Here is a 19,236-nt window from a genome sequence, read left to right on the forward strand (position 1 = left end):
TCAGGCTCATATCATTTCCTTAATCTATTGACGATATTGTCTCAAAATTAAGTGTCCAATTGAATTAGACCAGAACATCGGGCGAAGTTTACGGTGAGAGTGCTAATGAATAGAAAAGAATTATTGGAAAACTGGCGAAATAACGACCAAGCTTACATGACTATTAGCCATATTAATAAAAAGGTTATTAACTGTGGGTAAAAATGACAACGCGGACTCTTCCAATAAATATCTGACTCCTGCATTAGTAAAAGACTTTCCTAATGATCCCATACTACAAAGTAAACTGAATGAATTGTGGAACACGGGTTTGAATGCTGCTAACCAAGCCGCTATTGTAAGCAACCCATGGACCGCAACCTATCAGGCGCCTTGTGACTGGTATGCAAATAGGGCGGAAATTCAATTTCCACTTGCCATCAATGTCGTTGAATCAGTGTTTTGGACAGCCTTTCCAAACCGCTTAAAAATCTATTTTTCAGCCGATGAGAAAAGCCCCTACAACATGACAGATGAAGAAGTGTTTCATCTAGCTGATTTTGGTGATGTGGATTACTCAGGTAAATTGCCCAAGTATCCAACCAATAATGGGCTTCCCTTCAAAATTCCCAGTAACACTTGCCCACAAATGTCTTGGGGAAAGGTCACCAGTGATTCAACCGAACTCCCAGATTCCTGGAAGGGTTACGATCCACTTGGACCAAGAGGCTGGTTAGATGAATATTGTGAATGGTCTGTAGTGAGAAACGACAAGGGCCAAATTACTCAAATCAACTACACCTGCGAAAACCCTGAATACTGGTACACCCTTTGGAAAGTGTCACCGCAAAAAGTGGCCGAACTGTATAACGATTTACTCAACACTGGTAACATCATCAAAGTAGAAGATTTACAGCTCACCGATGAAAACGGTGATGTTGTTAACGACCCCTTCACGAGAGCCCCAGCTTATAATCCACTTAACAAATGGAATAGCGGCACGACTGCTACAAAAGATGGTGGCGGAGCCATTCACCTGACTAGTCCGCCGAATACCATTGGCGCTGAAATCTTGCTGGCTTCCCAAGCAACTCTACTTAGGGTCCTAGCACCTGAAAACTACAACATGCAAAGTCTCGTCTGTGCGGGCAGTTTTGGACGCCCCTATCGCAACAGTGATCCCCACATTGGCCAGCAGGTGAACCAAGTGATTAAAAACGTTGGCGTCAAAATTATGCTGACTAACCCACTTGGATTGTATTTACAGTCACCAGACTTTAGTAACTATACGTTCCCCAAAGGCACCACCGTTGACGACTGGTTTAATGTGGTACGTGGTCGCCGGGCCGGCGAAGATGGCCAAACCTATGATCAGATACTGCACATGCGATTTGAAGCACCACAAGGCCACACTTTAGAAGATGTGACCATCGGGACCTTAGTGGAAGGCGGTAGCGACGGCCCAAGTCAACAACCCCTCCCCATCAAATATGCGGGACAAATTGCCGATACTTTCAAAGTAGGTATTGCCGCTACGGCAGTGCCAGCGGGTGATGCAGAGCCGCAAACACCGCTGCCTGCTGTGGGACAACAAACCGGTGAGCCGAATGGCTATCCAGCTTTACTCATTGGTAACGCAGTTTACAAAGCCATGACTAACGTCAATCCCAACCCTCCATTTGTGTCATTGCCTGTCACCATGAACGCAAACCAGACCTATTCTGATGTGCTTTTGCAAGCCTTCTATATCAGTGACTCAGATAATGTCGATACAGCAACCATCGAAGTATATGAAGGTGATGGAACTACGATTGACCCCAACATAAGTGTTGTAGTCAATAAAGTGCTGACATCTGACGGTACACCTGTAGGCGGTGGCTCTGGCAGTCAAGGCGGCTATTTCAACTTTTACATCACAGTGAAAGTCTTAGCCTCCGCGAAAACCGGACTTCGAGGACTCGCGCTCATCAACCCCGCATCGACAGACTCACACCAGCCCATGCCAGGCTTAATCTACATCAATGCATAGGAGGGCCAATCATGGAAATTAAGCGCCTAAATAAAGTAAAAGCTAAGAGAAATTTAAAAGCTGCTGTCTGTGCATTAACAGTTATGAGCAGCTGGTTTGCCTCCATGGCTACCGCAGCATCTTCTGGTGAATCATCAACACAAAAGTCAATGCCTTCATTTGCCTGTTTAAACCCGCCATCCGTATCTGACTTTGTGCCAGGTGACACCAGTATCACCTCACAAAATGGCGTGAATTGTTTTGCCTGGCAGGTCTTCATTGGCCTCAACTGGCCAGCCGATACCACTATTCCCGGACAACCCAGCTCCAGCGCTAAGGACACAGACTTTGGCAAACCGGGTAATGGTAAAACGCAACCAGTATCAACGTGGGAGACATACGCCAACTCTGATGCTGTATTTTTACCTGACGGCGCAAAACCCAAGCCCTTTGGTGCGCAATCATCTCCTTGGGGAGATGGACCGGCCCCAGAAAGTTGCGCTAGCGATGAAAAAGCCTACCGCATCATGAGCTCTTCACGTAAGGTCAGTTTCTCCAAGGGAAGTGATGCTACCTTCAATATGTCCGGCGATTTAGCTCAGGCATTCCCCAGTGATAACCCAAACTGGCTGGCAGACAAACGCGGTAACCTGGTGTATTACGAGATCTTGTTCAGCAAAGACCAGTACGATTTCATCGTAGATAATGAGCTTTACAACACCAATGGTCAGGTGGATATGATTAAAGCTCACAAAAACATCGCTATGCCTCTGGGAGTCGGGGTGAAACCTTCAGATAATATCACTCTGGGAGGACTAGAACTAAAAGCCGCTTGGTTGGAATTGGAAAACCCTGACGCGGGCAACTGGAAGACAGATTACAAACTGACAACAGCATCTATCTACGATGAAACAACACAAACGTGCAGTGATAAAACACTCGCTTTGGTAGGATTGCACATTATCCATAAGACCGCTTCTCAACCGCAATGGGTTTGGGCAACTTTTGAGCACAAAATGAATGCGCCAGACAACGCTGATCTAGCAACTGCTAAAAATTTGAAGGATTATAACTTTTATTCTGAAAGCTGTACGGAGATGAACGTGCCATCCCAGTGCACAGCGAAAACAGTGAATAATATGCCGGTAACTAAAACCAGTTGTGACGTTAATGTGTCACCCGCATTTTATCTGGATAATACGAAAGACTGTGCTCCCTACCCTATCCAAGTGTCACGTTTATTCAAGATCAAGGATACCACAGACAATAAAGTGGCCTCGATTAATGCCGCCGCTCAAGCTCTGATTGCAGTTGCCAACGCCGACTCTGTTTTCACTAACTACCAACTAGTGAATACCCTCTGGTCTTCTGCGGCGGTTAACGACAACTCACCTCCAGGGAATCCACCAGTTACGCCGCTATCTATCAGTGGTATAACGCCAACCTTGAGTGAAACCCCCGTGGCAAACACCATGCTAGAGACCTATGCTCAGGGTTTTAACTGTTTGTCTTGCCATGCCTCTGCCAGTGTGGCTCAAAAGGCCGAAGAGGAACTAGGTAAGTCTTACGCCAGCGACTATTCATTTGTATTTAGTTTGGCGAACTCGCTGCCCAGTTTGAGCTGCTACTGGATGGAAAATTACGGCAATTTTTCTTGGGTGTCGGCACCTCAAGGGAAGCTGAGCAAGCAACAATGTTATGATCTAAATAGTTGCGGCGATGGCGGTAAACAATCTGGCGGCGGTTGCTACAAATGGGCATCGGGTCCAGACCAACCTGCACAACCTTGGAAATAACTAGAAAACTAAAACGGCAACGGTTTCATCAGAACGTTGCCATTTTTATTCTTAATATCTTAAAAAGCTGATTTAAATTTCCCTCACTTTTTAAGTCAGAAAGCCACAGTACTTAAGCATCTGATGAGCTCTGAAGAAAGGCCTGAGCGTTTTAGGCTACGAACTCGAAAGTGTTGGAAACTAGTAGCGCATATTCGTTTAAGAAGCTAGCTCCTGCCCTAGCCTACATTAATTGTCCAACCTACAGATCAGGGTACCTATTACTTCAGCCGTAACGTTGAAAACTGCTGGCGGAATTGGATATAAACCCAGTATGAGCCGCAGGGGAAATTGTTGGGATAACGCAGTGGCAGAAAACTTCTTTAGTAACTTAACGAAAGAAAAAGTACGCAAAACGAAATACAAAACGAGGGATGAGGCTAAGCAAGCGATGTTCCACTGTATCGAAATGTTCTACAATCCGAAGCGTCGACATACAAACAATGGCCGAATGTCTCTTGTTGACTTTGAACCACAGTATTTTGAGAATATAGAAAGTGTCTAGTAATTTCAGGCCTTACCAAAGAGTTCAACGCGAGCATTAAACTGACACTTACCTGGTCTCGATAAGCGCTATAAAACTAGCGGTAGGAGAATGTGAGTTGATCCCTCTGATCCATAAATACGCAGTCATTACTTTGATTGAGTCTCTCAAAAGTGAAGTAAACGATGTGTGGCCATTGGTGAAAACTGCCCGCGTGCCTATTTACTTAGAAACCAGTTCAGCTCAGTTCACTTCATTTGCAGCCTTCTCCAAGTTACTTGAAGAGGCGTATGATAAGTTGCCCTGCGCAACATTCATCCCACTTATACAGCGGGCTGGGGAAAAATTCATTACGCAAATTCTGCCTAGCAATGGCCAAAAAACACCTTTATTAAAACACCTTGTAGAGCTTATACCTGTCCATTCAATTACCTTAAATAAACGCGCTAATGCTTGCTCTGTAGAACTTGAGACACAGCAAAAAAAAACCTCTCTATGTTTTACTGAGCTCTACTTGTTAGTTATTACACATTGTTACTGCAAAAGGATAGACGCCCATTTAGACGCACCGATTAAATACCACTTAAAGCACCCTCACGCCTCTGAACTTGAGCAACTCAACATCGACAGCCAAACTCCTCAGTTCTTGGGCCAGCAGTGCACCGCTCTTTTCTACCAGCAGACAGCTAAGCTTGAATCATGCCTCAATGGCACTTACCCCATGATATTTGATCGCAAGCAGCGCAATTATTCGGACCAAATCTCCGCCGTGCTTGAAGGCTATATAGGCAGAGAGAGCCTCTCGATTGAACAGCTAAGCCAAATCATTGAGGTCAATGAGCGCACGATTCAACGATATTTACAGGCTGAGGGTAATACCTTTAGAGAAATTAAAGAGTCATTAAACATCGCTTTTGCAAAACGCGTTTTAGTTGATCGCAATGCCTCCATTGCTGATGTGGCAGAGCACCTTGGCTATGCTGACACATCGCAATTTATTCGAGCCTTTAGAAAATCGGAGAGCACAACGCCGCTGCAATGGCTTAAACAGAATCAACAACCTTAACCATTCACTGCGCCGTTACAACCACCGTCTTCTACAAGTGGAAGGAAAAGAGTCGAAGCTCAACTTAAAGGCTCTGAGCTTTCAGGTGATGAGCGGGATGAGCTCAAGCGACTACTTAAGGAAGTCAAAGCGTTACAGAAGACTGCTGAGTTGTCTGCGGATGGCGCTTATGACACCACAGCCTGTTATGCAGTACTGAAACATAAAGGGATTACGCGACTTATTCCCCCGAGAGAAAATGCAGTATTCTGGGGAAGAAAGGACATCCGAGAAATGATGCAATGGCGGCGCAGAAAGCTATCACTTCGATGCTACAACGGCCAGGCTAGCAAAGTGTCGGCGAATGTAAAAGCGATAAACAAAGTTATCTGGTAGGTATGCCTGAAAGAAAGGAAGCGGCATAAAGCTTGAGCGCTCTAAGCCTTTGCCTGACCAAAAATTATTTGCTCAACAACGCCGCTGTGTTCGGTAATAAGAATAAGCCGTTCTGCCAATTATGACGGATAAAACGACCTGCTAAGGTCGTTACGGCAGAAACGCTGAGCCTTTATCGTCGAGTAAAGACGTTATTTAAGCAGAGCCTTTGAAGTCGGAAAATGACAAAGAAACTCAGTAAAGAGGCGCAAAAGTTTAGTTCAAACTCCAACTAAACCTGAACGGTGAACGACGAGTTTTAGGCGCGTCATTGATAGCTTTTAACAACGTTTTGGCTTCTGCCATTGACACTGAGCACGCGTCTGAATCCGAGCACTCAGCCTCTTTTGAGTAACCAAGCTTCAATAACCTCTTCCAGATGTCGTTTGGCTCGGAGTTTAAATGCAATTGGAGCGAGCCTTTTGAAAAGTGTCTTTGGCCCACAATAACATAGATATCTTGCACGGCTTTGTTGTACTGTTTTTTTTCAATATTCTGGTAGTATTGAATACTGATTCTCTTGGTTTTCAACTGTTGCCGTGCAACAAAATATCGTTTCAAATCAGCAGAGTGATTGACGATCAGACGGGTAATTGCGGCAATGAAAATGGCGGCGATGACGAAATAGTACCAATGTTTTTTCAATACGCTAGTTACCGTTTTAACCCCGTTGCTAAAGCCCAATGCTGCACTCAGTGAGTCGAGAAATTTAGCATCACCGACTTGTATTGTTTGTGCCTCTACCGTCAGTAATTCCAATTGATTGGTCTTTGTGTTCCACCATGTCACGGTCTGTTTTGGTAAGACGACTTTCCCTTCTTCTTGCAGGATTAACGTCACTTGTTGTTTGAGAGTCGCAGTGTTGCTCTTACTCAGGCGATTAAGTACGTTTTCTTTGACGGCAGGTTTGCGATACAGCTCAACACCAGAAATCTCTGGAATGCTGATCTCGGGAAGCAACATCATGTGTGAGTTTGCCACGCTCAACGCATAAGTCGCCGTGATAGCATGGCCAACTTCAAACTCGTCGGTCAGTGGACGATCGGTTGATATTGAAAACTCAGCACTTGGACTAACAATTAAAGCGTCTGTTTCAACGTTGCTCACGGGCATGTTAGCCGTAAAGTCGATGGGTTGTGATTGAATAACCCCTTCACTGCTCTTATCATCGCCTAACTCAATGCTAACGGGAATACTCAGCTCAGGAACGGTAAACTCACCTTCTTGCATCGGGTACAAATAATAGTGAGATTTCTGCGTAAACCACTTTTTTCCTTCGACCGTTTTTACTGAGCGAGCAACTTTCTGCTCACTTTTCTTGACGACCGCATTGAGAATATCCACATAAGGTAATACCAGTTCATCTCTAAAAGTGCGGCTACTCAGCACTTCAACCTCAAGGACAACTTGCTGCTTGATTGCGACATCTTGGGTCTTTATTTCCACGCTGAGCTTCAACTCTTCATCACTGATAAGCTGATCTAGGTTGCTGGCACTAGCAGGCATTGAGACGAACACCATCATCGCAGCTAAGATAGAAAACCAACATTTCAGAAGGGTGAACACTGGGTTTAACGCTCTATTTCTGCTCATTGCTGTATTCCTGCTGAAATTTTTGCCTTAGAAACTTAGATGGATCTTGTCTAACTTGTTTTAACCAAATTTGGTCAGAGATAAAGAGTGCTTTCTGAGTCTCTTTTTCTGGTTCGTCGTCGACCAACTTTCTATCATCAATGACCTTTTCTGCATCTTGCTTGGCCGGTGGTGCTTCCTCTATTTTTTTGATGGCGGCTGCAACAACGGCTAAGTTATTTCTTGCCTGTTCTGCCAATGCATCACTATTTAATAGCTCATTATAAAGCGTCGTGGCTTTTTCAAATTGAGTGGTATGAGCGTAGCTGTTGGCGACGATCAATTTGGTGAGGTCAATCGGTTGCTTTTGTTCATTTATCTGTATCTTAGATTGCTCACTTGTTTTCGGGCTTAGGTGCGAGCTGAGTTGGTCGATAGCGCCGAGGAAATCACCAGACAGGTAACGACTGTATCCTTTCCACGTGGTGTCATCGAATAGAGCGGCACTTTTTGCATAGTTGCCTCGCTTGAATTCAACATACGCATGCTGATCGTTGGATAGCCAAAAATCCAAAAATGCGTGTTTATCTGCTCCCACCCAAACCAAGTTCCCTACTGCGATCAAAAGCAAAAGATGCGTTGTCTTCAGTCTGGCAAACCAGCGTAAACGATTCGATTTTTTTGCAGTTGAAGAGGAAAGTGTCATCGTGTTCGTAACGAATTTACTGTCGACTTTTTCATCGGCTTTCATTTCATCCACTACCATTGAAGTGTCCACCCTTTTCTAAACCACATTAATTGGACTGGCAGCAACAAGAATAGCAACCAGTAGCCCGAATCTAACCAAGGGAGAGCAGTGTCGCTGACGGCAAATAAGTTGTTTTTAATGCCTTGATAAACGCTTTCTACATCACTAGCGTCATGAGTGAAGCGGATCATTTTACCGTGACCTGCATTCGCCAGTTGTGACAGTGACGCTAGTTGAGTGTCTGATAAACCTTCTGTGCTATTGCCGCCACTTTGCGGGTTTTCTCCTATCGCCCAAACGATCACTTGGTGTTGCTGCTGTTCAAACTCGGTAGCGAAGTTTTCTATCGCTTCAGCGCTGGTTTTATCCGTTAGGATCAAAACGGTGGATGGTGCTTTTGATCGCGAAAGTAGCTGTAACGTCGGCTTTAATACTGACGCTGGTTTACTTTCATTATCTGGCAGCAAGCTGCCATCTAATACATCAAGGAAGTATCGCGTTAACGCTCTGTCTTTGGTGACGGGCATTGCCACATGCGCACTGCCGCCGTAGACCACTAATCCTGTTTTTGCATCGCCGCGCATTTCAACAAGTTGGTTGATCTTCTGTTTAGCACGCTCTAATCGTGATGGCTGAATATCTGTGCTATTCATGGATTCAGAAACATCTAAAGCGATCACTAGTTCTGAATTATCTTCAAAAAATGGTGAAGCTTGTTGCTGCCACGTTGGCCCCGCCATAATGAGTGTCGCAAGAACGGCAAACACCAAAAACAATCGATTGGGAGACACTATCCGTGCGCGATGTTGGTTTAGAGTCAGGTGCTCGACCATGTTTTTGGACATCACTGGTTGCCATTGGGCAGCTAAATCGTCTTGTTGAACGAGTGCTCGATAAAACAGAACGAATGGAATCAGTGCCAATAGCCACAATGGACGCATGAAATGAAACTGGGCAATATCGCCACCAAGCAATGTAGTTAAATCAGTCATTGGTCAGCTCCTCTCTTCGGCGAATGATCTGTTTTATTGCTCTTTGGCGACGTAAATTAGCACCAAACACAATGAAGGCCGCGAATAGGTTACTCACCAGGCACACGCCAAACGCGTAGTGGTGCAAGCTATGTTTAGGGCGGTGGGACAACAGTTCAAATTCTTGTTGCTCAAGTTTATCGATTGCCGCGTAAGCTTGTTCGAGTTGCTTTCGATCCATGGCATGAAACATTTGCCCGCCGGTTGCTGCTGATACTTTCTCTAACGTTGGAAGATCCATTTTGTAGCGACCTTTTGTGCTAGGGTCACCAATGGCAATGGTATAAATCTTAACGCCATGTTTAGCCGCGATTTCAGCTGCTTTTATGGGGGGCATTTTCGAACTTGTATCATCACCGTCGGTCAATAGAATCATGACTCTCTGGCGGCTCTGCTCTTGTTCAAACACCGCGATTGATAAGCCAATAGCATCACCAAAAGCGGTTTGAAATCCAGCGTAACCAAGCTCAACGTCCTCCAGCAGCGATTGCCAAACGTTAATGTCTTCGGTAAATGGCGCTTGAACATACGCTGAATCTGCGAATAAGATTAGTCCTAAACGGTCGTGTTTTCGCTGTGCAGCAAACTCATGCAATACTTGCTTAGCGATGGTTAAGCGGTCGTGTTTGTTGCCTTGTTTATCCGTAAAGTCTTCTTCTGACATGGAGCCTGAAAGATCAAGTGCCACCATAATTTCTCTCGCAGATTTCTTTTGTTCGATTGGGTCGCCCACCCACATGGGTTTGGCAATCGCGACCACTAAGGCAAGGTAACTGATGACAACCAGTAACCATTGAACTTTGCGGCGTTTTATCTTCACTGCAGCTTCAGACGGCTCTTGTGACGAGACGGCAATAAGGCGATTAAAGAAAGGCACTTGAATCGCGCTTTTTGACTCTTTGTAAGCCGGTAATAACCAATACACAGCAAAGGGCATACAGAGCAATACAAAAACAATCGGGTAGTCAAATTCAATCATGTGACACCTCGTGATGTTTTATCCAAAGTGCAACGTTTTCCATGATGGCTTTTCTTTTTTCTTCCGTTAATGACGCTGCTGGAGAATAGGCGAGCTGAGCGAGTACGCCTGAGAGTTCAGATTTGGAGAACCCAGATGAAAATGGACGCTTAGTGCAATGTTGATCTAACCATTTTTCCCAATCTATGCCCGTTAATGGGGCAATCTCCGCACGAGGATAAGCGTAGAGTGCTGTTCTTCGTAATAGCTGCGGCAGTCTTTCGAGAGAGGCTCTCTCACCAGTGAGAGATTCTAAAGAGAGCTGTTCGAGCTCTACCAGGGCTGCGCGTCGGTAGGTGTTGGCAATATATGTCTGAACTCTCAGATAAATACGATGCAACAGCAAGCAAAACAGCAAAAATAGCAGACAGTACCAGCCTGGTGCATTCGGCATCCACGAGATACTGTCTGGCAAAGAAGGCTCAGACAGTGAAGCCATTAACGGATTTACATTCTCAGGCTGTAAAGGCGCAAGCCCTGTATTCGTCGTCATAATCTGTATTCTCAGTTGGTTTGACTTGCACCGAGTGCTTTTCTAAGCTGAACATCGGTTGGATCTAAGGTGTTAAATGGCAATACAGGGATTCGATACTTCTTCGCCACCGCCGTAAAATTATCGATGGCTTGGTTTACATCTTTTGCGAACGCATCGCGTAACTGGGCTTCTTGGCCTGATATAGATAACTGCAACTGACCGTCACTGAGCACCATCTTATTGAGTGTGGCGAGGTCATGTTCTAGTCGGTCGGTGACATGACACAACACCACATCGTTGTGCTGACACAGCGCTTTTATCTGCTCTTCACTGCGCTCGTTGTAGCCATAGCCGTCGGTAATCAAGATCACCAGACCATCATGCTTAACTAACCTTTGAGCTTGATGGAATAGCTTGGCGAAGGAGTTAGACTGTGACTCTTCGGCTTTGCCTGCTTTGAGTTGATGGTTTTTAATCGCTATCTCATTGAGTATTTTGAGTACGTGATTGGCGCTGCGCTGCGGTGAAATAGGCAGGGCATTGCGGTCGTTATAGACAATAGCACCAATACGATCGGTGCTGTCTACAACTTTCCAAGCGATCAAAGCAGCTATTTCAGCGGCAACCACTGACTTCATTCGGCCGGTACTGCCAAAGAACATACTGGTTCGTTGATCGACCAGTACATAAACATTACGTTCGCGCTCTTCAGAGAATATCTTGACGTGTGGCTTGCCCGTTCTCATCGTCACTTTCCAGTCCATGGTACGAATATCATCACCGATCTGATAGTGACGCATCTCTTCGAAGTTCAATCCACGTCCACGAAGTTTGGACACATGGCGACCTGTTAATGCACTGTTGATTGGCTGAGCCGGCAGAAAATCAAAACCATGCGCTTTGTATTTCAAACGTCGTAATGCCTTTAGATCCGTGTAGATATCGGGATCAAGTGTTGGTTTTGTCTCCATGGTGACCTCTCGTATTATGCGACTGCTACCTGAGACAAAATCTCATCAATAACACAGTCTGAACTGATGCCTTCTGCAAGCGCGTCGTAAGACAGAATTAGACGATGACGCAGCACACCATGAACGACTTTACGAACATCATCTGGGTCGACAAAATCTTTGCCGTTTAGCCAAGCCATCGCTCTTGAGCACTTGTCTAGTGCAATCGTGGCTCGGGGGCTTGAACCGACACCTATCCACTGCGAAAGGGGTGAGTCGGGATACAGTTCAGGTTGTCTTGTGGCCACAATGATCGCCACAATGTATTTAAGAACTGCATCACTACAATGAACCTCTCGCAGTTGTTCACGAGCGTCAAAAATGCATTGAGGGTCGATCGGTGTCGGTTTTTCTGTCGTCGGTTTTTCCTCACTACGCACCATCTTGATGATCTGCTCTTCGGCATCGGCGTCTGGGTAATCGAGATTTATTTTCATGATAAATCTGTCCATTTGCGCTTCTGGCAGTGGGTAAGTTCCTTCTTGCTCTACAGGATTTTGAGTTGCTAAAACCATAAACAAGTCAGGCAGCTGGTAGGTTTTACCTGCCACAGTGATTTGTCTTTCTTCCATGGCTTCCAATAAAGCTGCTTGTACTTTTGCAGGGGAGCGGTTGATCTCATCAGCCAGTAGTAGGTTATTGAAAACCGGACCCGGCTGAAAGGTGAGTGTCGGTTTGCCGTCTACGTCTTGATACACCTCGGTGCCCGTCACATCAGAAGGCAGAAGATCGGGGGTAAATTGAACACGACCAAGGTCAACCTGCAAGGCAGAAGCTAATGATTTAATGGAACGAGTTTTTGCAGTTCCGGGTAAACCTTCAAGCAGTACATTGCCATTTGTGAGCAGTGCTACCAGTAATGTGTCCACCATATGTTGCTGGCCGATGACTGAGGATTCCATCTGTTGCTTTAGCTGTGATATTGATTCTAACGTTGGATTCATTTGCTTACCTATTGACTATTTATCCACTAAGAGCGTGCTTATGGGTTTGGTCAGAAAAACATTACTAATAAAAGCAATTATTTAAGATCACCTACACTAACAGTAGTAGGAAATGAGTGACTCTAGGGTGATGCATATTTATCGCAGACACCCCACCATTGGAAATGTGATTCGTATGATCTATAAATAAGCTAATGCATTGGTTCAATATTATTCAAGCATAATTGTGTGTATTTGATATTACTTTAGTGCATTTCAACTATACGCCATTGTCATTTGTGTATTCATAGTGGGTTGTTAACATTGTTCGTAAGTTGAGCAGTTAATGAATTAACTGTTTCAGAGCAGACAAATGGACTGTGCAATAATTTAGCATCTTCGATTTATTTAGAGGTCTACAATGAAAAAGTTAATTCCACTTACAATACTTGCGGCAACAATTTTCACCTCTTCAGCTATGGCTGAAGAAGTTGAAAAAGTATCTAAGTTTTTCGCTGAGGACGGTATTTTAACAACCGAAGCTAACTATCCAATCCATGAAACCAGTCGTCAAATGTTACTGAAGCAAGAGTTGGTAGGTGTTAACAACTTTAAACATGACCGTGTTTTGACTCCGACAGATAACCAACCAGTGGTTCGAATGAACCGAGATACTTATTATTCAGTTGTAATCGTTGATGTGAGCGAAGGCGCTACGATCACTCTTCCTGAGATTCCAGAGGGTGCTTATATGTCTATGCAAGTTATCTCGGAAGATCACCGACCACAACCTATGAAGTATGGTTCTGGTACATATTACTTGTCTACCCACACTGGCAGTCACGTTTATATCATTGTACGAACAGATGCAACACTGCCACTTGAGCAGGTTCATGCTATCCAAGATGGTATGTCTGTTGATGCAAAATCAGCGAAAGCTTTCAAGGCTGAGCAAGTTAATAAGGCATCTTTCTATGAGACTGAGCTAAACCTGAAAAAACAGGCGCCAGCTCTAATGAAAGAAGATCCGACTCGTTTTACTTACGGTATGTTTACTTCACCTGAAGATGCCTCAAAAGAATTATTTGTACAAAAAAAATATGAAGTGGGTACGGCTCTTGGTTGGGGTGGTGCTCAGATCGACGATAACATCTACGAACTCACTAAGCAGTTCGATAAAAAAAAATGTTATCAGGCAACATTTGAAGACCCTCAAGATCTCGCTTTCTGGTCTTTCACCGTCTACGATGCAACCGGCCGTATGTTTAACGATCTAGCTAACATCAATGGTGATGTTGCAGAGCAAAATAAAGATGGCACTTATACTATCTCACTAGGTTGTGGCGAAGAAGCTCCGAATAATCTACCTATCGCAGAAGGTAATAAGACAGACACATTCAATATCGTTATCCGCCACTATATGCCTAGCAATGCAGTGATTAAAGGTTTGCGTCTTGAACCACTAGTAAAAGAAGTCAAGTAACAGCTATAGCCCTTTCAAGCGAAGGGGTTACGTCAGTTAATTAAGCAAGGTTTTCTTTCGAGTGTCTTGCACCATATTTTAATAGGATTCCAAATGAATAAATCAATTATCGCTACCATCATCACCATTGGCGCTCTCTCTTCATCCACTGTAATTGCAAGTGATTTGATTGACACTGAAAAAGAATTATTCGTAGAAGGTGGAACCAAAGTTACAGCCAAAATGTACCCTGTTGTTGAGACAGAGCGTCAGTTCTTGAAGCACCAAGATATTGCGGGTGTTAATAAGTTCAACCATAAACGTGTACTAACCCCAACCGAAGGGCAAGAAATTGTTCGCATGAATCGCGACACCTACTACTCATTCGCAACGATAAACGTTTCTGAGGGCGCAACCGTTACTTTGCCTGAAATTCCTGAAGGCAAATACATGACCATGATGGTTGTGACTGAAGGGCACAGGATTCAAGCAATGCAATATGGTTCGGGTACCTACTCACTTAACACGCATGAAGGTGAGCATGTAAACATTGTTATTCGTCTAGATGCTGGTTTTAGTGTAGAAGAAGCGAATGCTATCCAGGACAAGATGATCATTGAAGCCGGTTCAAATGTGCCTTTTTCAGCATCTCAAACATACGACCGAGCAACGTTTGAACAGACAGAGCGTGAGCTTAAGTCTAAGGTCCCTTCAATACTAAAACGTGATGGTGCAAATGCATTAGTCGGTATGTTTACAGATCCTGCGGATAAATCTAAAGAGCTTTTCGTGCAAGAAAAATATGAAGTAGGCGCAGCTATTGGTTGGGGTGGTGCTCAACTGCAAGATAACATTTATGAAGTCTCTGGAAACTTTGACAATTCTAAATGTTACCAAGCGACCTTTGAAGACCCTAAAAACCAAGCCTTTTTGTCAATTACTGTGTACAACGGCGCAGGTTTTATGTTCAATGATCATGCTAACATCTCTACAGAGACCGCAAAGTATAATCAAGATGGTACATTAACATTCAGTTTTGGTTGTGGTGAAGATGCTGTAAATAACATTACAACAACGGATGGCAATGATACTGGCAAGTTTAATCTAGGTATTCGCCACTACACGCCAAGCAAAGTCGTGATGGATGGTTTTCGTATTTTGCCTTTCGTCAAAGAGGTTAAGCAGTAATCATTATAACGACGTAAACGTAACAGATCATAAATGAAGCCTCATTACCTCGGGTTTTAAATATGAGCGAAAAAATGGCGAGATTGTTGGTCTTGGAATTCGACTCAATCTCGCCCTGTCCTTTTATAGACATAGGCTTCACAAGGTTTCGGTGACTTTTTTGCTAACAGGCATTGGCTGAGATATTTGAGTTTATGATTTGCATTTGCATAGAAGGTTTTGTTTGACCAGAACAAACTGCAATGGCTTAAACAGAATCAACAACCTTAACCATTCAGTGCGCCGTTTAAAATTGTCGTAAATTGCACATTTTTGGCCATTCAAACCGATATATTTACACTCGTAAACTAATTCGAGGGTAAACAAATGAAAAAGCTACTTATCGCAACGTTAATCTCCGCAGCAACCTTTAACACCCACGCATCCATTGAGACAAAAGATTGGCACGAGTTTGCGTCTAAAGAAGCCAAACAATTCGTCGCTGACAATATTGTGCTCGACTTCTACGCTTCGCCCAGCGGCACAGGGTTTAGCAAAAACTCTGAAGTAGCGAACTATATTGATTTGGCTCATGAGCGTGGCATTACTGGTGCATCGGTTACCCTTGGCGCCCCCCACACGCCGAATCTACTTGCGTTCAAATTTGAGCACAGAAAATGGACCAAAGCGTCTTCTGCAGCAAAAACACCGATTCGTTACGTTAAGCATGTCGATGATTTTCAAAAAGCCCATGACAATGGTGAATACGCCATTATGTGGGCCAGTCAAACGACCATGCCGCTAGAAGGTGACGCCGCAAACGTGGCGGTCATGGCTGAGTATGGCGTCAAAACTATGCAACTCACTTACAATGAAACCGAACTGACAGGCTCTGGCGTGATTTCAATGATCAACGGTGATACCAGTGGTTTGACAGACTTTGGTAAAGAAGTACTTGATGAGATGGTTAAGCATGGCATTACGGTTGACCTGTCTCACACCTCTCACCACACAACCAAAGATATTACGGACTACATGCAAAAGCATCACAAAGGCGTGCCTGTCATCTACTCTCACTCACCACTCGCTTCTACATATGATTGTGAGCCACATGAAACACTGACGGAAACAGAAAAGCGCATGGCGCAGAAGAACCTGAAAAAAGGCGACCCTGATTTTCGTCTAGCTGCGTGTTACCGTCTGATTTCGGATGAGCAAGCAAAAACCGTTGCAGATATGGGTGGGGTAATTGCTGTAACCGCTACCGAATGGATGATGGATGGTGTTTGGCCTGAAGATATTACGCCTAAGCAATTTGCAGAGATGATTGATGGTGCAGTGCAAATAGCCGGCATAGATCATGTGGGTATCGCCACCGATGATATGATGACCACTGCGAAAGTTGTGCCTTTTACCATTGCCAACCCAGACAAGTATGCAGACAACGGTTACATGGTGAGCGCTTTTAACAAAGGCTCTACTGGCTGTGCGGAGCTGTCAAAACACATGGCAGGTGTGGTAGATAGCTTGTGGGAAATGGGCTATTCAAATGAGGATTTAGCCAAGCTATTTGGGGGTAACCTAATGCGAGTTTATGAGCAAACGTGGAAATAACAAGCACTAATACCAGCTCCTAAAATAACGCTCACCGCTATATTGATGTGAGCGTTTCTATTACTCCATCATCAAAAATGGCAGGATCATCAAGCTGCTTGTTTGCCACTGAACATGACGCATTTTTTTAACTCTTGATTGGGAGTGTTAGAAAGACAAAGGTAAGTCGATTAGACTCAGTGATGATTCAATTCTTAAAGGTTACGACGCTATGATGAGTGACAGGGCCGAGATGCTGAGCTCGATTATTGATAAAAAGAGATATCCTCTGCTCTTTCACGCTTTAAGCCATGCCACGAGCATTGATGTCAAAGAAGGCGACTTCCTCTTTCGCCAAGGTGACACGCCGAACAAACTTGCCGTTACGATTAGCGGTGAGCTTGAAGTATCGTATGTCGACAAGGAAGGAAACTACGTCATCATAGAAAGGTGCTCTGAGGGGTTTTGGTTCGGAGACGCGTCTTTTATTGACGGCAAAGCCCTCCCCTATAGCACACAAGCTCTTTCGCCATTAACGGTCGTCAGTGTTAGCCATTCACATATTCTCAAAAACATTGAACTTGAAAACGAAGTCTATCGTTTTGTCGCCCACTCGGTCGTGGCGAGGTTACGAATCATGTATGACAAATTCGATAGCATGGCAACACGCCCACTCAGAGAAAGGCTGACTCATCGGCTCAAACAACTATCCGGCTCCGAATCCATCATTCATGTCTCACACGATGACCTTGCATCGTATCTGGGTGTCAGCAGACATAAAGTATCTAGAGTAATGAAAGAACTTGATAATCAAGGGGTTATTAAGCAGATGTATAAAAAAGTAGAAATAATGCGTTAGATTTCGCACCGTGCGAAATTCAAAGTTGAGTGAGCGAATACGATAGCATCATGTTGTTGAGGCGAACCGCTTCAATGGTTTCAATCTCTCACTCATTAAAGGTTTTGCATGAAACGTACTATTCTATCTATTTCTATTGCAACAGTATTTTCTATCGCTTCAGTAAACGCAGTAGCCTCAACCTCAGCTTCTTCAGCTTTGGTGGAACCCGCAACTCAAAATATTGATGATAAACGCTTTCAGCGTCGTGCTCTCGAAGCCGGCACTTGGATCGTGCCTCAAGTGATGTATGAGCGTATGGCACAAGTTGCATTCGACACCTTTGGTAATGAAGACAAACGTAACAACACGATTTACTTTTACGAGCGACCAATGACGTCTGAAGCGGCTATGGTAACGGGCAACAACAATTCTCCATACGTTCACACTTACCACAATATTGCAGATGGGCCTGTGGTTGTGGAAATTCCACCCGCAACTGACAGCAATGCGTTTTTTGGTACCTTCCTCACCTCTTGGCACAAACCTATCATGGATGTTGGTCCAGGTGGTGAAGACAAAGGTGAAGGTGGCAAATACCTCATCGTGCCAAAAGGCTACCAAGGAGAAACAGATGGCTATATCGTTGTTGAACAGCCAACTGATCGCGGTTACATATCGATTCGTTCATTAACAAAGTCCACGTCAAGTGAGGACATGAAAGCTCATTCTGACTATGTAAAAAGCATGAAAATTTACCCGCTCGGTTCCGAGTTACAAACCGAATTTGTCACTCTTGATGATGTGCAATATGACGGCCACATCAAGTGGGATATGTCGTTTTGGGAATCAGCCAATAAAGCCATTCAAGAAGAAAAAATTAAAGCCGATGAAAAAGGCTTCTATGGCATGATGAAAATGATTGGCATTGAGAAAGGCCAATCATTTGAGCCCAGTGCCTCAGAAAGAGCAATATTAGAAAGCGCGATAGTGGAACTGCAAGACGAAATGAAGCACGACTTCACTTATTACGCCCCTGGTTTGTGGGGAGAGGCATCACAATGGACCATTCCGGTAAACCAAGAAATGATGACGACCCATGCCACTTACGAAAGTGACAATTGGAATGATTATTCAGGTCGCGGCACCACATTCACCTATTACTTTGCACCTCCTGCATCGTTAGCCGAATCAAAGTCGACCACTTACATCAAAGGTGTGCTTGATAGTGAAGGACGCCCGTTGTCTGGCGATCACGACTACCGTGTGCATATTGAGGATTCCTCTGCAGTACCAGCCAAGCAGTTTTATTCGTTCCTAACCTATTCGATGGAGACCGGGGCATATTTGAAAGGTGCAGGCACTCAAATTGGTATTGCATCAAACCAAACCGATTTTGAGATCAACGAAGATGGCTCTGTTGATATTCATTGGTCAGCAAACTGTACGGACCAAATGAAAAACTGCATGCCACTCAATCGAGGCGAGGAATGGTTCTCACTATTTCGTATGTATGGGCCAAGTGAAGAATGGTTTAAGTTCATCCCACCATCAATTGAAAGAATTCACTAAGGTGTATTAATTCAGGTCGGATCTGACAGTTGCCCATATTG

Annotated in this window: 15 protein-coding genes and 2 pseudogenes; 10 read left to right on the forward strand and 7 right to left on the reverse strand. The window is 44.4% G+C overall.

All coding sequences use genetic code 11. The annotated features are described in order from the left end of the window. The first annotated feature begins 193 nt into the window (after positions 1–193). The 5 genes and pseudogenes from D1Z90_RS14360 to D1Z90_RS22085 form a co-directional block, all read left to right on the forward strand. Positions 194–2,008 carry a DUF8225 domain-containing protein gene (locus tag D1Z90_RS14360; RefSeq protein ID WP_119911475.1) on the forward strand — a complete coding sequence of 605 codons (1,815 nt, stop codon included), beginning with the start codon at positions 194–196 and terminating at the stop codon, positions 2,006–2,008. Between the two features lie 11 nt (positions 2,009–2,019). After that, positions 2,020–3,783 carry a hypothetical protein gene (locus D1Z90_RS14365; protein WP_119911476.1) on the forward strand — a complete coding sequence of 588 codons (1,764 nt, stop codon included), beginning with the start codon at positions 2,020–2,022 and terminating at the stop codon, positions 3,781–3,783. A gap of 310 nt (positions 3,784–4,093) precedes the next feature. Beyond that, a pseudogene (locus tag D1Z90_RS22080) lies at positions 4,094–4,327 on the forward strand (IS3 family transposase); the annotation flags it as partial. A gap of 97 nt (positions 4,328–4,424) precedes the next feature. Beyond that, on the forward strand, positions 4,425–5,372 hold the full coding sequence (locus D1Z90_RS14375) for a helix-turn-helix transcriptional regulator (RefSeq protein WP_119911478.1): 948 nt from the start codon (positions 4,425–4,427) through the stop codon (positions 5,370–5,372). 102 nt (positions 5,373–5,474) lie between these two features. Continuing rightward, positions 5,475–5,747 (forward strand): annotated as a pseudogene (locus tag D1Z90_RS22085) (transposase); the annotation flags it as partial. 255 nt (positions 5,748–6,002) lie between these two features. Here the strand turns inward: D1Z90_RS22085 and D1Z90_RS14380 are convergent. From D1Z90_RS14380 to D1Z90_RS14410, 7 genes are read right to left on the reverse strand one after another with little or no spacing between them, the layout of a single operon-like run. Then, a complete protein-coding gene (locus D1Z90_RS14380) occupies positions 6,003–7,379 on the reverse strand; it encodes a BatD family protein (RefSeq protein WP_119911479.1) in 1,377 nt (458 codons plus the stop codon). Further along, positions 7,366–8,124: a hypothetical protein gene (locus tag D1Z90_RS14385; protein WP_119911480.1), complete on the reverse strand. Its 759-nt coding sequence runs from the start codon at positions 8,122–8,124 to the stop codon at positions 7,366–7,368. The genes D1Z90_RS14380 and D1Z90_RS14385 overlap by 14 nt, the downstream gene beginning before the upstream one ends. Continuing rightward, the gene (locus D1Z90_RS14390) at positions 8,118–9,098 is read right to left on the reverse strand and encodes a VWA domain-containing protein (protein ID WP_119911481.1); all 981 of its coding nucleotides are present in this window, start codon (positions 9,096–9,098) and stop codon (positions 8,118–8,120) included. The genes D1Z90_RS14385 and D1Z90_RS14390 overlap by 7 nt, the downstream gene beginning before the upstream one ends. Next, complete coding sequence (locus tag D1Z90_RS14395) at positions 9,091–10,116, reverse strand: vWA domain-containing protein (protein ID WP_119911482.1); 1,026 nt, start codon at positions 10,114–10,116, stop codon at positions 9,091–9,093. Before D1Z90_RS14395 ends, D1Z90_RS14390 begins: the two co-directional genes overlap by 8 nt. Next, positions 10,109–10,648 carry a DUF4381 domain-containing protein gene (locus D1Z90_RS14400; RefSeq protein WP_119911483.1) on the reverse strand — a complete coding sequence of 180 codons (540 nt, stop codon included), beginning with the start codon at positions 10,646–10,648 and terminating at the stop codon, positions 10,109–10,111. Before D1Z90_RS14400 ends, D1Z90_RS14395 begins: the two co-directional genes overlap by 8 nt. 11 nt (positions 10,649–10,659) lie before the next feature. After that, positions 10,660–11,601, reverse strand: a complete 942-nt coding sequence (locus tag D1Z90_RS14405) for a DUF58 domain-containing protein (protein WP_119911484.1) — start codon at positions 11,599–11,601, stop codon at positions 10,660–10,662. A 14-nt stretch (positions 11,602–11,615) separates the two neighbouring features. After that, complete coding sequence (locus D1Z90_RS14410; RefSeq protein WP_119911485.1) at positions 11,616–12,584, reverse strand: AAA family ATPase; 969 nt, start codon at positions 12,582–12,584, stop codon at positions 11,616–11,618. Between the two features lie 400 nt (positions 12,585–12,984). Between D1Z90_RS14410 and D1Z90_RS14415 the strand changes: the two genes are divergently transcribed. The 5 genes from D1Z90_RS14415 to D1Z90_RS14435 all read left to right on the forward strand — a co-directional run bounded on the left by D1Z90_RS14415 (position 12,985) and on the right by D1Z90_RS14435 (position 19,195). Beyond that, positions 12,985–14,046 (forward strand): DUF1254 domain-containing protein, encoded by a 1,062-nt coding sequence (locus D1Z90_RS14415; RefSeq protein WP_119911486.1) that lies wholly within the window; start codon positions 12,985–12,987, stop codon positions 14,044–14,046. A 93-nt stretch (positions 14,047–14,139) separates the two neighbouring features. Further along, entirely contained in the window at positions 14,140–15,213 is a 1,074-nt protein-coding gene (locus D1Z90_RS14420; protein WP_119911487.1) for a DUF1254 domain-containing protein, read from the forward strand. Positions 15,214–15,579: 366 nt separating this feature from the next. Further along, positions 15,580–16,806 carry a dipeptidase gene (locus tag D1Z90_RS14425; RefSeq protein ID WP_119911488.1) on the forward strand — a complete coding sequence of 409 codons (1,227 nt, stop codon included), beginning with the start codon at positions 15,580–15,582 and terminating at the stop codon, positions 16,804–16,806. Positions 16,807–17,017: 211 nt separating this feature from the next. Then, entirely contained in the window at positions 17,018–17,644 is a 627-nt protein-coding gene (locus D1Z90_RS14430; RefSeq protein WP_119911489.1) for a Crp/Fnr family transcriptional regulator, read from the forward strand. A 108-nt stretch (positions 17,645–17,752) separates the two neighbouring features. Next, a complete protein-coding gene (locus tag D1Z90_RS14435; RefSeq protein ID WP_119911490.1) occupies positions 17,753–19,195 on the forward strand; it encodes a DUF1254 domain-containing protein in 1,443 nt (480 codons plus the stop codon). Positions 19,196–19,236 lie beyond the last annotated feature (41 nt).

The organism is Motilimonas pumila (assembly GCF_003596335.1).
In the GTDB taxonomy this organism is placed as follows: domain Bacteria; phylum Pseudomonadota; class Gammaproteobacteria; order Enterobacterales; family CBDFNC01; genus Motilimonas; species Motilimonas pumila.

Coding starts and splice junctions, on each gene's coding strand:
- D1Z90_RS14365 (WP_119911476.1), top strand. CDS start 2,020: ATGGAAATTAAGCGCCTAAATAAAGTAAAAGCTAAGAGAAATTTAAAA.
- D1Z90_RS14380 (WP_119911479.1), bottom strand. CDS start 7,379: ATGAGCAGAAATAGAGCGTTAAACCCAGTGTTCACCCTTCTGAAATGT.
- D1Z90_RS14385 (WP_119911480.1), bottom strand. CDS start 8,124: ATGGTAGTGGATGAAATGAAAGCCGATGAAAAAGTCGACAGTAAATTC.
- D1Z90_RS14390 (WP_119911481.1), bottom strand. CDS start 9,098: ATGACTGATTTAACTACATTGCTTGGTGGCGATATTGCCCAGTTTCAT.
- D1Z90_RS14395 (WP_119911482.1), bottom strand. CDS start 10,116: ATGATTGAATTTGACTACCCGATTGTTTTTGTATTGCTCTGTATGCCC.
- D1Z90_RS14400 (WP_119911483.1), bottom strand. CDS start 10,648: ATGACGACGAATACAGGGCTTGCGCCTTTACAGCCTGAGAATGTAAAT.
- D1Z90_RS14405 (WP_119911484.1), bottom strand. CDS start 11,601: ATGGAGACAAAACCAACACTTGATCCCGATATCTACACGGATCTAAAG.
- D1Z90_RS14410 (WP_119911485.1), bottom strand. CDS start 12,584: ATGAATCCAACGTTAGAATCAATATCACAGCTAAAGCAACAGATGGAA.
- D1Z90_RS14415 (WP_119911486.1), top strand. CDS start 12,985: ATGAAAAAGTTAATTCCACTTACAATACTTGCGGCAACAATTTTCACC.
- D1Z90_RS14420 (WP_119911487.1), top strand. CDS start 14,140: ATGAATAAATCAATTATCGCTACCATCATCACCATTGGCGCTCTCTCT.
- D1Z90_RS14425 (WP_119911488.1), top strand. CDS start 15,580: ATGAAAAAGCTACTTATCGCAACGTTAATCTCCGCAGCAACCTTTAAC.
- D1Z90_RS14430 (WP_119911489.1), top strand. CDS start 17,018: ATGATGAGTGACAGGGCCGAGATGCTGAGCTCGATTATTGATAAAAAG.
- D1Z90_RS14435 (WP_119911490.1), top strand. CDS start 17,753: ATGAAACGTACTATTCTATCTATTTCTATTGCAACAGTATTTTCTATC.